Here is a 13,268-nt window from a genome sequence, read left to right as displayed (position 1 = left end):
GGGGGGTGGGGCGCGGCCCCAGTCCCCCCCGCCGGCGCGGGGGGTGGGCCCGGGGGCCCGCCCCCCCCCCCCCCCCCCCGCCGGGCGGGGGGGGGGGGGGGGGGGGTTTCCCCCCCACCCCCCCCCCCCCCACCCCTACCGGCCGGTCCGCGGCGCGCTATCGGTGCCTCTCCATCGGAACAGCAGCACGGCGACGGCGGCGTACAGTGCCGCCGCTCCGATCACCACGGGTGCCGACCGCCCGTCGGGCGGCAACAGCGCGGCGCAGATCGCGGCGGCGCCCACGAAGGCCACGTTGAACAGCACGTCGTAGAGGGAGAAGATCCGGCCGCGGAAGACATCGTCCACCGAGGTCTGCACCACCGTATCGGTCGCGATCTTCGCCCCCTGGGTCGCGAGTCCGAGGACGAACGCCGCGACGAGCATCGGCGCGGGCACGAACCACAGCCCCAGCGCCGGTTCGAGAATCGCCGCGATCGTCGCGCACGCCGCCATCCAGCGGAACCGGCCGAGCCGTCCCGCCATCCAGGGAGTCACCACCGCCGCGACGAAGAACCCCGCGCCCGAGGCACTCACCGCCAGCCCGAGCAGGGCCAGACCTCCCGGGTCGCCCTCGGACCAGGCGTACCGGCACAGCATCAGCACCATCACGGTCAGGGCGCCGTAGCAGAAGCGCATCACGGTCATGGCGGCCAACGCCCGGGCGGCATGCCTCCGCTCCGTCAGATGACGCAGCCCCTCGGCAAGCCCACGAGCGGTGATGGCCAGCGCCGCTCCCAGGCGGACCTGTCGCTCGTCCCGATCCGGCCCGAGGAGCGGGATGGCCAGGCTCAGCGATGTCAGTGCCGAGGCGAGGTAGAGCGCGGCCCCCAGCAGCACCACCGCCGCATCGGAGTCGGCGATCAACAGCCGCACGACGAAGGCGAGGCCGCCGCCCGCCGTGGCCGCGAGTGTGCCCGCGGTCGGCGAGAGCGAGTTGGCCAGGATCAGCCGTTCCTTGTCGACGACCCGCGGCAGCGCGGCCGAGAGCCCGGCCAGTACGAATCGATTGACCCCGGTGACGCACAGCGCGGAGGTGTAGAAGAGCCATTCCGGCGCCGAGCCGAGGATCAGGAGCGCGGTGCAGCAGGCGAGCGCGGCGCGCAGCACGTTGCCGTACAGAAACACCTGACGACGTGGCCAGCGGTCCAGCAGAACGCCGGCGAAGGGTCCGACGAGCGAGTACGGCAGCAGCAGGACGGCCATCGCGGAGGCGATGGCGGCCGCTGATGCCTGCTTCTCGGGGGAGAAGACGACGTAGGACGCCAGCGCGACCTGGTAGACGCCGTCGGCCGACTGGGAGAGCAGCCGTACGGCGAGCAGACGACGGAAGCTCCGAAGGCGCAGAAGTACGCGCAGATCACCTACGACCGGCATGTGATCAAGGGTCACATACGTCGGGGGTCCCCGGGTGGAATACCCCAGGGACCCCCGACGGTGCGGAACGAGCGGAGCTCTGCGCCCTCACCGTGCCGCGATGATGCGCCGTGTCCGGTCGCGTCAGCTGTCGACCTCGCCCTGGATGAACTTCTCGACGTTCTCGCGGGCCTCGTCGTCGAAGTACTGGACCGGCGGGGACTTCATGAAGTAGGAGGACGCCGACAGGATCGGACCACCGACGCCGCGGTCCTTGGCGATCTTCGCGGCGCGGAGCGCGTCGATGATGACACCGGCGGAGTTCGGGGAGTCCCAGACCTCCAGCTTGTACTCAAGGTTCAGCGGAACGTCGCCGAAGGCGCGGCCCTCGAGGCGCACGTACGCCCACTTGCGGTCGTCCAGCCAGGCCACGTAGTCCGACGGACCGATGTGGACGTTGTTCTCACCCAGTTCGCGGTCGCGGATCTGGGACGTGACCGCCTGCGTCTTGGAGATCTTCTTGGACTCCAGGCGGTCGCGCTCGAGCATGTTCTTGAAGTCCATGTTGCCGCCGACGTTCAGCTGCATCGTGCGGTCCAGGATGACGCCCCGGTCCTCGAAGAGCTTCGCCATCACACGGTGCGTGATGGTGGCACCGACCTGCGACTTGATGTCGTCGCCGACGATCGGGACACCGGCCTCGGTGAACTTGTCCGCCCACTCCTTGGTGCCGGCGATGAAGACCGGGAGAGCGTTGACGAACGCGACCTTGGCGTCGATGGCGCACTGGGCGTAGAACTTCGCGGCGTCCTCGGAGCCGACCGGCAGGTAGCAGACCAGAACGTCGACCTCGCGGTCCTTGAGGACCTGGACCACGTCGACCGGGTCCTCGGACGACTCCTCGATGGTCTCGCGGTAGTACTTGCCCAGACCGTCGAGGGTGTGGCCGCGCTGGACGGCGACACCGGTGCTCGGCACGTCGCAGATCTTGATGGTGTTGTTCTCGCTGGCACCGATGGCGTCCGCGAGGTCGAGCCCGACCTTCTTCGCGTCGACGTCGAAGGCGGCGACGAAGTCGATGTCCCGCACGTGGTAGTCGCCGAACTGGACGTGCATCAGGCCGGGCACCTTGCCGGCCGGATCGGCGTCCTTGTAGTACTCGACGCCCTGGACCAGCGAGGCGGCGCAGTTGCCCACGCCGACGATGGCTACGCGAACCGAACCCATTCCGGTTGCTCCCTGTGTGTAATGGTTGTTCTCGATGAGGCCCTGCGGATCTGCGAGGGACCTCACTGTGAGGTGTCGTCGGACGGATCCGGCGGGGTGGTACCCCGGTGCCGGGGCAGGCCGTCCGTCTCTCCTGCGGTGTTCTGCTGAGCGTCGCTCCCGGGCGAGGATCGTCGCTGATCCCGTCCCGACCGCTCGCTCTCGATGAGCTCGTTCAGCCAGCGCACTTCGCGCTCCACGGACTCCATGCCGTGCCGTTGCAGCTCAAGCGTGTAGTCGTCGAGGCGCTCGCGCGTGCGGGCCAGAGAGGCGCGCATCTTCTCCAGACGCTCTTCCAGCCGACTGCGCCGGCCTTCCAGCACCCGCATCCGCACCTCACGCTCCGTCTGCCCGAAGAAGGCGAAACGGGCGGCGAAGTGCTCGTCCTCCCAGGCATCCGGACCGGTGTGCGAGAGCAACTCCTCGAAGTGCTCCTTACCTTCCGCCGTGAGCCGGTAGACGATCTTGGCCCGTCGTCCGGCCAGTGAGGAGGAGGGGGCGACCGGACGTCCCGCCGCGGGCGGGAGATCGGCCGGGGCACCCCCCGGCTCCTCGATCAACCAACCGTTGGCGACCAGGGTCTTGAGACAGGGATAGAGCGTGCCGTAGCTGAAGGCGCGAAAGATCCCCAACGAGGTGTTGAGACGTTTGCGCAGCTCATACCCATGCATAGGGGACTCGCGGAGCAGACCGAGAACGGCGAATTCGAGGATGCCGGAGCGTCTGCTCACCTTCGCCTCCTCCTTCGCCTTCTTCTCACTCGAACGCTCCTGTGGAGCCCCGTGCCGGGCTGATGTACCAAGCCGATGTATCGACTCGATACATCATGACGATAGATCGGCTGCCGCGTCGCGACAAGGGTGGGCATGGTGAACGGCGTCACATCGCGAATTCGTAGGCACCGACTTGCGTTGTTTGAGGTGAAGTTCGGTCCTAGGGGGGTTTTGGCCGTGCGTAGTCTGTGCGGCATGCAGACCACCGGTGACCGCAAGACACCCGCATGGGTCAGCCATGACGGTTCAACCGGACGCATGGTGGACGAGCCCTTCGCCGGGCTGGTCCGCACATCGGGGGACCGGATCTCAACTGCCGCTTCCAGGCGCTCTCGCCTGTCCGAGGAGTAGTCGTTCCATGAGCGAGCACCGTCGCAAATCGCCGCAACCGCAGGAGGGCGGGCGTGCAGCGGCCAGACGAGCCGCCCAGCAGTCCTCCGGACGCCGAGCCGCTCCGTCACGCGGAGTAACTTCCGCGTCGCCTTCCGGCGCGCACGGCGGGGAGAGCCCGTACGGCGGGCGGGCCGCGGCCAGACGAGCCGCCCAGCGCGGTGGGGGCCGCGGAGGCGGCGGCGGGGGGCGTCGTCGTGCCGGCGGCGCCGACGGGTACGAGGGGCCCGGCAGGGGGCGCGGCCGGGCCGCTCAACGCCCCGCGAAGAAGCGGTTCATCGATTACCCGCGCGCCGGGAAGTCCGGGGTGGCCCGCTGGGTGCCGTCGTGGAGGCTGGTGTCCGGACTCTGCATCGGCTTCCTCGGCCTGCTCACGGGGTTCGCCGGCTTCGCCTACGCGATGGTCGGCCTGCCGGATGTGAACAAGGCCGCCAAGGCGCAGAACAACGTCTACTTCTGGGACGACGGCTCCCAGATGGTCGCCACCGGTGGTGAGGTCAACCGCCAGGAGGTGGGCTACGAGCAGATCCCCGAGGCGATGCGGAACGCGGTCGTATCCGCCGAGAACAAGTCCTTCTGGGACGACCGAGGCATCGACCCCATGGGCATCGGCCGTGCCTTGTTCAACATGGCCACCGGCGGTGAGGTGCAGGGCGGTTCGACGATCACCCAGCAGTACGTGAAGAACTCCCGTCTGTCCCAGGAACAGACCCTGAGCCGGAAGTTCGAAGAGCTCTTCATCACGCTCAAGGTCACCAACAAGATGGAGAAGCGGGAGATCATCACGGACTATCTCAACGTCTCGTACTACGGGCGCGGCGCGTCCGGGATCCAGGCGGCGGCCCGTACCTACTACGACAAGGACGCCAAGGACCTGAACCCGAGCGAGTGCGCGTTCCTCGCCACGCTGCTCAAGGGCGCGACGTACTACGATCCGGCCGGCGCCCCCGAGATCGATGCCGAGCAGGCGACCAAGGAGCTGAACACCGAGCGCGCCAAGAAGCGCTGGAAGTGGATCCTCGACGAGGAGGTGAAGGACAAGCGCCTCCCGGCAGCGGAACGTGACAAGTACACGGAGTTCCCGATGCCCAAGCCGCCGCGGAAGAACGCCCAGCTCGGCGGTCAGATCGGTTACCTCGTCGACCTGGCCAAGAACTACTTCCTCAACAACAACAAGCACGGCGTCACGGCGGAGATGCTCGCCCAGGGTGGCTACGAGATCCACACCACCTTCAACAAGAAGCAGGTCGAGCAGCTCGAGACCGCGGTCCAGAAGGTCTACGACGACAAGATCAGGCCGGAGCAGCGCCCCAGTACCGACACCCACGTCCAGTTCGGCGGCGGGTCGGTGGAGCCCAAGAGCGGTGCCATCAAGGCGATCTACGGCGGCCAGGACGCGACCAAGCACTACACCAACAACGCCGACCCCACGGGTGCGCAGGTCGGGTCGACCTTCAAGCCGTTCGTGCTGGCGGCGGCGATGGAGTACGGCAAGCGCGACCCCTCGCTCGACCCGGATCAGGATCTGTCGCAGCGCGAGAAGGTCTCCCCGCTGAGCATCTACAACGCCGATCACAACCTGAAGATCAGGAAGTACGACGGTCAGATCTGGACCGACGAGGACGGCAAGCAGTGGCTCCAGGCCAACGACGGCGATGAGTCGAAGGGCAACATCACCCTCCGCGAGGCGATGCAGTGGTCCGCCAACTCCCCGTACGTGCAGCTGGGCATGGACGTCGGCACCGACAAGGTGAAGAAGATCGCCATCGCCGCCGGGCTCAAGGACGACCGCAACATGGCCGACTCGCACGTGCCGTCGTTCTCCATCGGCACCTCCTCGCCCAGCGCGATCCGCATGGCCGGCGCGTACGCGACCTTCGCCGCCAGCGGCCTGCAGCGCGAACCCTTCTCCGTGACCGAGGCGAAGTACCGGGGCGCGACCATCTACCGGCACGAGGACGCCCCCAAGCGCGCCTTCGACAACGCGATCGCCGATAACGTCACCGACGTCCTGAAGAACGTCGTCGAGCACGGCACCGGTACCCCCGCGAAGCTCCCCGGACGTGATGTGGCGGGCAAGACGGGTACGACGGACGGCAACAAGTCGGCCTGGTTCGTCGGCTACACCCCGCAGATGTCGACGGCCATCAGCATGTACCGGCTGGACGACGACGAGAAGAACAAGAACCGCAAGTTCGAGGAGATGTACGGAACGGGCGGCGAGAAGTCGATCCACGGTGCCTCGTTCCCGGCCCAGATCTGGCACGACTACATGGCGGAGGCGATGCGCGGCAAGCCCGCCCTGTCCTTCCCCGAGCCGACGCCGATCGGTGAGAAGGTCTACGGCGGCGGCGCGCAGAGTCCGACGCCGACGCCCACCGTGGACGTGACACCGACGACGCCGGAGACGACGCCGTCGCAGTCGGTCACGCCGAGCACGCCCCCGCCCGCGCCTGACCCCACCGAAACCTGCGACCAGTGGGACTGGGACTGCCAGCACAACAACGGTGGAACCAACAACGGAGCCGCGAACGGCGGAGACGCCGGTGACCCCGGCAACACCGCGTCGCCGCCGCCCGGCGAGGGCAACGGAAACGGCAACGGCAACGGAAACGGCAACGGAAACGGCAATGGCAACGGCAACGGCAACAGCCACGGGGGGCCGGGCGGACTCTTCGGCCCGGGATGATGAGCCCCGCCTGAGCCACCGGACCGGCTCATGAGGGCCGCTCGCACCACGTGGTGCGAGCGGCCCTCATCGTTTCCCCACACCCGTACGGCAGGATGTGCGGCATGCCAAGCGCAGAAGAAACGAGCACGGACCGGGAGCGGCCCGTCGTACGCCCCACGCACCAGGACGAGATCGCCGCAGCCGGCAGCGAGCTGATCGGCGGGCGGTCGGGGCGCTGGTCGCGGCTCGGCAGCACGGCGCCCACGCCCGTGGGCGTCGTGGCGCTGGTGGCTCTCGGCATGTTCGCGCTGGGCATGGTGCAGAAGTTGCCCTGCTACAACTGGGCGTGGTTCAGGGGCGCCGGCTCGCAGTACACGCACGCCTGCTACTCGGACATTCCGCATCTCTTCGTCGCACGGGGCTTCTCCGACGGCCTCGTGCCGTACTTCGACCGGCTGCCCGGCGACATGCAGTACCTGGAGTACCCCGTTCTGACGGGCCTGTTCATGGAGATCGCGTCCTGGGTGACGCCAGGCGGAGCCCTCCAGCAGCGTGAGCAGGCCTACTGGATGGTCAACGCGGGCATGCTGATGGTCTGCGCCGCGGTCATAGCCGTCTGCGTGGCCCGTACGCACCGCAACCGCCCCTGGGACGGGCTGCTGGTCGCCCTCGCGCCGGCCTTCGCGCTCACCGCGACGATCAACTGGGACCTGCTCGCCGTGGCCCTGACGGCCGCGGCGATGCTCATGTGGTCCCGGGGGCGGGCCGTGGCGTTCGGCGTCCTCATCGGGCTCGCCACGGCCGCCAAGCTCTATCCCGTGCTGCTGCTCGGCCCGCTCTTCGTGCTGTGCTGGCGGGCGGGCAAGTGGCGCGATTTCGCGACGGCGGCGCTCGGGGCGGCGGCCTCCTGGCTGGTGGTCAACCTGCCGGTGATGGCCCTCGCTCCCGAGGGATGGAAGAAGTTCTACACGTTCAGTGAGGAACGCGGCATCGACTTCGGTTCGTTCTGGCTGATCATCACCCAGCGCACCGGTAGTCCGATCGAGGTCACGACCGTCAACACCGTGTCGACCCTGCTGACGATCGTGCTGTGCGCTTTGATCGGCGCACTGACGTTGGCAGCACCGCGCAGGCCGCGCTTCGCGCAGCTCGCCTTCCTCGTCGTCGCCGTGTTCATCCTGGTCAACAAGGTGTACTCGCCGCAGTACGTGCTGTGGCTGATCCCACTGGCCGCCCTGGCCAGGCCCCGCTGGCGCGACTTCCTGATCTGGCAGGCGTGCGAGGTCATGTACTTCCTGGGCATCTGGATGTACCTCGCGTACACCACGAGCGGCGACAAGCACCAGGGGCTCCCCACGGAGGGGTACCAGGTGGCGATCCTCCTGCACCTGCTGGGCACGCTCTACCTCTGCGCCGTCGTCGTACGGGACGTCCTGAGACCGGAGCGGGACGCCGTGCGGCGCGGCGGGTCGGACGATCCGTCCGGCGGGGTGCTCGACGGGGCCGGGGACGCGTTCGTGCTGCGACGTACCGCGCGTCCGCCGCTTGCGACCGCCGACGCGGGGCCGGGCGCGGCGCAGGGGGTGCCGCGGGGTCCGGCCGCGGGCTGAGACGGCACGAGGGTCTTTCCGGACGTGCTCCCGGAAAGACCCTCGGTGTCTTCTGGTGTCTTCTCCGCGTCGGCTCCGCGGCCCGGGTCCGAACCCGGCGCCGACGGTCGGTGAACCGACGTCAGTGGTCGACGAGCCGGTCGAACTGGGTGGTCGTGTGGCGCAGGTGGGCCACCAGTTCGTCGCCGACCTTCGGTTCCTGGGCGTCGGCGGGCACGAACAGGATCGACACCTGCATGTGCGGCGGCTCGGCGAACCAGCGCTGCTTGCCCGCCCAGACGAACGGGGACAGGTTGCGGTTGACCGTGGCCAGGCCCGCGCGTGCGACCCCCTTGGCCCGCGGCATCACGCCGTGCAGGGCCTTCGGAGCCTCCAGCCCCACACCGTGCGACGTACCGCCCGCGACGACCACCAGCCAGCCGTCCGACGCGGCCTTCTGCTGGCGGTAGCCGAAGCGGTCGCCCTTGGTGACGCGGGTGACGTCCAGCACCGAGCCCCGGTACTGCGTCGCCTCGTGGTCGCCCAGCCACAGTCGGGTGCCGATGCGGGCGCGGAAGCGGGTCTGAGGGAACTGCTGCTGGAGCCGGCTCAGCTCCTCGGCGCCCAGATGGCTGACGAACATGGTGTGCAGCGGCAGTCGGGCCGCGCGCAGCCGGTCCATCCAGGCGATGACCTCCTCGACCGCGTCCGAGCCGTCCGTGCGGTCCAGCGGCAGGTGCAGCGCGAAGCCTTCGAGGCGCACGTCCTCGATGGCGGCGTGCAGCTGTCCGAGTTCCTCCTCCTTGACGCCGTGGCGCTTCATCGAGCTCATGCACTCGATGACGACCCGCGCGCCCACCAGGGCGTGCACCCCGTCCACGGAGGAGACCGACCGGACGACCCGGTCGGGCAGCGGTACCGGCTCCTCCCCCCGGCGGAACGGGGTCAGGACGAGCAGATCACCGCTGAACCAGTCCTTGATCCGTGCCGCCTCGTAGGTGGTGCCCACGGCAAGCATGTCGGAGCCGAAACGGGTGGCCTCCTCGGCCAGCCGTTCGTGGCCGAAGCCGTACCCGTTGCCCTTGCAGACCGGGACGATGCCGGGGAACTGGTCGAGCACGGTTTTCTGGTGCGCCCGCCAGCGCGCGGTGTCGACGTACAGGGAGAGCGCCATGGCCGGTCCGGAACCCTTCTGGTGGCTGCGGGATGGGGGAGGGGGAGGTGTACGGGGTTTGTCGCGGCACCTGCCGGACCTCTCGGAGGGGCCGCGGTGTGTGCCGTGCGACGCCCCCCATTGAAACGAATGAAGCCGGTTCCGTCAGCGGGGCGACGCGGATCAGCGTCGCGACATGTAGATGTCGAGCGCCTTGTGGAGCAGCTTGTTCAGCGGGAAGTCCCACTCACCGAGGTACTCGGCCGCCTGCCCGCCGGTGCCCACCTTGAACTGGATCAGGCCGAAGAGGTGGTCGGTCTCGTCCAGCGAGTCGGAGATGCCGCGCAGGTCGTAGACGGTGGCCCCCATGGCGTACGCGTCGCGCAGCATCCGCCACTGCATCGCGTTCGAGGGCCGGACCTCCCGCTTGTGGTTGGCGGACGCGCCGTACGAGTACCAGACGTGCCCGCCGACGATCAGCATGGTCGCGGCGGCGACGTTCTCGCCCTCGTGCCGGGCGAAGTAGAGCCGCATCCGGTTGGGGTCCTCGGTGTTGAGGGTCGTCCACATGCGCTGGAAGTAGCTCAGCGGGCGGGGGCGGAAGCGGTCGCGCTCCGCCGTGATCTCGTACAGCCGCTGCCATTCCTCGAGGTCCGCGTAACCGCCCTGGACGACCTCGACACCGGCCTTCTCGGCCTTCTTGATGTTGCGTCGCCACAGCTGGTTGAAGCCCTTGTGGACGTCTTCGAGGGAACGGTTCGCCAGCGGCACCTGGAAGATGTAGCGGGGCTGCACGTCACCGAAGCCGGCGCCGCCGTCCTCACCCTGCTGCCAGCCCATCTTCCGCAGCCGGTCGGCGACTTCGAAGGCGCGCGGCTCGATGTGGGTGGCCTCGACGTCGCGCAGCCGCTTCACGTCCGGGTTCTGGATGCCCGCCTTGATCGCGGCCGCGTCCCAGCGGCGGATGATGACCGGCGGACCCATCTTCACGGAGAAGGCGCCCTGCTGCTTGAGGTGCGCCAGCATCGGCCGCAGCCAGTCGTCCAGGTTCGGAGCGAACCAATTGATGACCGGGCCCTCGGGCAGATACGCGAGATAGCGCTTGATCTTGGGCAGCTGACGGTAGAGCACCAGGCCGGCGCCGACGAGCTGTTCGTTCCGGTCGAACCATCCCAGGCTCTCCGCACGCCACTCGGCCTTCACGTCCGCCCACGCCGGGACCTGCATGTGACTCGCAGCAGGCAGACTCTGGATGTACGCCAGATGCTGCTCTCGGCTGATGGTCCTCAGGGTCAGGCTCATGCGGGGCGCTCCTCGGCAGGTGTGTCCCCATCGGTCAGGGGCTCCGGCTCTCGCGCCGAAAGCCTACTGCGACCGGGGAGCGCGCCGGTTGGCCGCATGCGAACTGGCCGGTCCGCAGCGGAGTACGGGGCTTGTGCGAGCCCCTTCCGGTACGGACCGGCCAGGTCCTGTCACCGCTCTGCCCGATGCTCACGCCGGGCCCGTGGCCGGTCCGGCGCCGTGCGGCCGTCCGCGCGCCGGACCGGTCGTGTTCCTCGTTCCGGATCCGTCCGGCCGATCGTGCCGGCCCGCGCCCGGTCAGCCCACCACGCCGCCGAAGAGTCCGCCGTGTGCCATGCCCAGGAAGAACCCGATGGCGGACGCGCCCAGGGCGATGATCAGCGGGAACCTCTCACGTGTGGTCACCGAGATGTACTGCCCGTACGCGGCGGTGAGGATCCCGACGAGTCCCGCCCAGGAGCTGATCAGGTGCAGGTTGTGGAACATCGCCGTCACGAAGGCGAGCGCACCGAGGACCAGGGCCACCGCCACCAGCGTCTCCTGGAGCAGGTGCGGCCTGCCGTCCGTGGCGAGAAGAGAGACTCGAGGACGGGGTCGTATTGCCTGTGCCATGGAGGACCTCCCGGCGGAAAGGGCGGTGCGTTGTGGCACCGCTCACACCCGATGTGTACAGATTGCGTCTCCTCGGCCCCGGATTTCAACCGGAAGCCGGTGTGCGGGTACTCTGTACGGTCTGCACCGGTGTCTGCCCAGGTCGGCACGTAGGCCCCCGCTCGACGGAGGGCGTGACGGCCGTCCCGTGCGGGGACACCGATGCCACGCATCACGACCCTCCTGCCACGGAACGACCGTGGCCGCCGAGTCCAAAGGAGGTGGGTTCCACATGCGTCACTACGAGGTGATGGTCATCCTCGACCCCGATCTCGAGGAGCGCGCTGTCTCCCCGCTGATCGAGAACTTCCTCTCCGTCGTCCGTGAGGGCAACGGAAAGGTCGAGAAGGTCGACACCTGGGGCCGTCGTCGTCTCGCTTACGAGATCAAGAAGAAGCCCGAGGGCATCTACTCGGTCATCGACCTGCAGGCCGAGCCTGCGGTCGTCAAGGAGCTCGACCGCCAGATGAACCTGAACGAGTCGGTCCTCCGGACCAAGGTCCTCCGCCCCGAGAACCACTGAGCATTCCGCTCAGCGGTCATCGGGTCCGAGTAGCAGCAAGCAGCCAGAAGCAATCCCGCCGAGAGGTTCACCCATGGCAGGCGAGACCGTCATCACGGTCGTCGGCAATCTCGTCGACGACCCCGAGCTGCGCTTCACCCCGTCCGGTGCGGCGGTCGCGAAGTTCCGTGTCGCGTCCACTCCCCGCATCTTCGACCGGCAGACCAACGAGTGGAAGGACGGCGAAGGCCTGTTCCTCACCTGCTCGGTCTGGCGGCAGGCGGCGGAGAACGTTGCCGAGTCGCTCCAGCGAGGCATGCGCGTCGTCGTGCAGGGCCGGCTGAAGCAGCGGTCGTACGAGGACCGTGAGGGCATCAAGCGCACGGTCTACGAGCTGGACGTCGAGGAAGTCGGCCCCAGCCTCAAGAACGCCACGGCCAAGGTCACCAAGACCACCGGCCGCGGTGGCCAGGGTGGATACGGCGGCGGCCAGCAGGGCGGCGGCGGCTGGGGCGGCGGCCCCGGTGGTGGCCAGCAGGGTGGCGGCGGCGCTCCCGCCGACGACCCGTGGGCCACGGGCGGGCCGTCCGGCGGTCAGCAGGGCGGCGGCTGGGGCGGAAGCTCCGGCGGCTCCGGCGGTTCCGGCGGCGGCTACTCGGACGAGCCCCCCTTCTAGGGCGGCTCGTACCCCCACTTCTTGATCACACAGGAGAAACATCATGGCGAAGCCGCCTGTGCGCAAGCCTAAGAAGAAGGTCTGCGCGTTCTGCAAGGACAAGACCCAGTACGTGGACTACAAGGACACGAACATGCTGCGGAAGTTCATTTCCGACCGCGGCAAGATCCGTGCCCGCCGCGTGACCGGCAACTGCACGCAGCACCAGCGTGACGTCGCCACGGCCGTGAAGAACAGCCGTGAGATGGCGCTGCTGCCTTACACGTCCACCGCGCGCTAAGGAAAGGGTGACCGACTGATGAAGATCATCCTGACCCACGAGGTCTCCGGCCTCGGTGCCGCGGGCGACGTCGTCGACGTCAAGGACGGGTACGCCCGTAACTACCTGGTTCCGCGTGGCTTCGCCATCCGCTGGACCAAGGGTGGCGAGAAGGACGTCGCGCAGATCCGCCGCGCCCGCAAGATCCACGAGATCGCCACGATCGAGCAGGCCAACGAGATCAAGGCCAAGCTCGAGGCCGTGAAGGTGCGCCTGGCCGTTCGCTCCGGCGACGCCGGCCGTCTCTTCGGCTCTGTGACTCCGGCCGACATCGCCTCGGCGATCAAGGCCGCCGGCGGTCCCGACGTCGACAAGCGCCGCGTCGAGCTCGGCTCGCCGATCAAGACGCTCGGCGGGCACCAGGTGTCCGTGCGCCTGCACCCCGAGGTTGCAGCGCAGCTCGGCGTCGAGGTTGTCGCCGCCTAAGGGCAGCTCACCTGAGCATGAGCGAGTGAAGGGCCGTACCCAGCGGGTGCGGCCCTTCGTCGTGTGCGCCCAGCATGGGCGATTGCTTGGGGGTGGAAGTCCCCTGGGGGAAGAGGTGGTGCTAACCCCGAGCTGGAGGCAAGGGCGTCATCGTG

At 68.6% G+C, this 13,268-nt stretch carries 13 protein-coding genes; 7 read left to right on the top strand and 6 right to left on the bottom strand.

Going from position 1 to position 13,268, the window contains the following annotated elements; all coding sequences use genetic code 11:
* Positions 1 to 135: 135 nt before the first annotated feature.
* From ACIHCL_RS36435 to ACIHCL_RS36425, 3 genes are all read right to left on the bottom strand, one after another.
* Positions 136 to 1,416: an MFS transporter gene (locus tag ACIHCL_RS36435; RefSeq protein ID WP_399868839.1), complete on the bottom strand. Its 1,281-nt coding sequence runs from the start codon at positions 1,414 to 1,416 to the stop codon at positions 136 to 138.
* Between the two features lie 123 nt (positions 1,417 to 1,539).
* Complete coding sequence (locus ACIHCL_RS36430) at positions 1,540 to 2,622, bottom strand: inositol-3-phosphate synthase (RefSeq protein ID WP_399868837.1); 1,083 nt, start codon at positions 2,620 to 2,622, stop codon at positions 1,540 to 1,542.
* A 62-nt stretch (positions 2,623 to 2,684) separates the two neighbouring features.
* Positions 2,685 to 3,392, bottom strand: a complete 708-nt coding sequence (locus ACIHCL_RS36425; protein ID WP_399868835.1) for a helix-turn-helix transcriptional regulator — start codon at positions 3,390 to 3,392, stop codon at positions 2,685 to 2,687.
* A 237-nt stretch (positions 3,393 to 3,629) separates the two neighbouring features.
* Between ACIHCL_RS36425 and ACIHCL_RS36420 the strand changes: the two genes are divergently transcribed.
* From ACIHCL_RS36420 to ACIHCL_RS36410, 3 genes are all read left to right on the top strand, one after another.
* A complete protein-coding gene (locus tag ACIHCL_RS36420; RefSeq protein WP_399868833.1) occupies positions 3,630 to 3,785 on the top strand; it encodes a hypothetical protein in 156 nt (51 codons plus the stop codon).
* Between the two features lie 7 nt (positions 3,786 to 3,792).
* The gene (locus ACIHCL_RS36415; RefSeq protein WP_399868831.1) at positions 3,793 to 6,513 is read left to right on the top strand and encodes a transglycosylase domain-containing protein; all 2,721 of its coding nucleotides are present in this window, start codon (positions 3,793 to 3,795) and stop codon (positions 6,511 to 6,513) included.
* A gap of 104 nt (positions 6,514 to 6,617) precedes the next feature.
* The gene (locus ACIHCL_RS36410) at positions 6,618 to 8,105 is read left to right on the top strand and encodes a glycosyltransferase family 87 protein (RefSeq protein ID WP_399868830.1); all 1,488 of its coding nucleotides are present in this window, start codon (positions 6,618 to 6,620) and stop codon (positions 8,103 to 8,105) included.
* Positions 8,106 to 8,226: 121 nt separating this feature from the next.
* On the opposite strand, the gene ACIHCL_RS36405 is transcribed toward ACIHCL_RS36410, so the two are convergent.
* The 3 genes from ACIHCL_RS36405 to ACIHCL_RS36395 form a co-directional block, all read right to left on the bottom strand.
* The gene (locus tag ACIHCL_RS36405) at positions 8,227 to 9,258 is read right to left on the bottom strand and encodes an alanine racemase (RefSeq protein ID WP_399868828.1); all 1,032 of its coding nucleotides are present in this window, start codon (positions 9,256 to 9,258) and stop codon (positions 8,227 to 8,229) included.
* 162 nt (positions 9,259 to 9,420) lie between these two features.
* A complete protein-coding gene (locus ACIHCL_RS36400; RefSeq protein ID WP_399868826.1) occupies positions 9,421 to 10,539 on the bottom strand; it encodes a lipid II:glycine glycyltransferase FemX in 1,119 nt (372 codons plus the stop codon).
* 297 nt (positions 10,540 to 10,836) lie between these two features.
* Positions 10,837 to 11,151: a hypothetical protein gene (locus ACIHCL_RS36395; protein ID WP_399868824.1), complete on the bottom strand. Its 315-nt coding sequence runs from the start codon at positions 11,149 to 11,151 to the stop codon at positions 10,837 to 10,839.
* Positions 11,152 to 11,422: 271 nt separating this feature from the next.
* Here ACIHCL_RS36395 and rpsF point away from each other — a divergent pair, with 271 nt between their 5' ends.
* The 4 genes from rpsF (at position 11,423) to rplI (ending at position 13,113) form a co-directional block, all read left to right on the top strand.
* Positions 11,423 to 11,713: a 30S ribosomal protein S6 gene (gene rpsF / locus ACIHCL_RS36390; protein WP_399868823.1), complete on the top strand. Its 291-nt coding sequence runs from the start codon at positions 11,423 to 11,425 to the stop codon at positions 11,711 to 11,713.
* A gap of 73 nt (positions 11,714 to 11,786) precedes the next feature.
* Positions 11,787 to 12,368: a single-stranded DNA-binding protein gene (locus ACIHCL_RS36385; RefSeq protein WP_399868822.1), complete on the top strand. Its 582-nt coding sequence runs from the start codon at positions 11,787 to 11,789 to the stop codon at positions 12,366 to 12,368.
* A 43-nt stretch (positions 12,369 to 12,411) separates the two neighbouring features.
* Positions 12,412 to 12,648, top strand: a complete 237-nt coding sequence (gene rpsR / locus ACIHCL_RS36380; protein WP_003967857.1) for a 30S ribosomal protein S18 — start codon at positions 12,412 to 12,414, stop codon at positions 12,646 to 12,648.
* A gap of 18 nt (positions 12,649 to 12,666) precedes the next feature.
* A complete protein-coding gene (gene rplI, locus ACIHCL_RS36375; RefSeq protein WP_399868820.1) occupies positions 12,667 to 13,113 on the top strand; it encodes a 50S ribosomal protein L9 in 447 nt (148 codons plus the stop codon).
* The last annotated feature ends 155 nt before the right edge of the window (positions 13,114 to 13,268 follow it).

The organism is Streptomyces sp. NPDC052042 (genome assembly GCF_044548345.1).
GTDB lineage: Bacteria > Actinomycetota > Actinomycetes > Streptomycetales > Streptomycetaceae > Streptomyces.
This window is presented reverse-complemented; position numbering and strand designations above follow the sequence as displayed.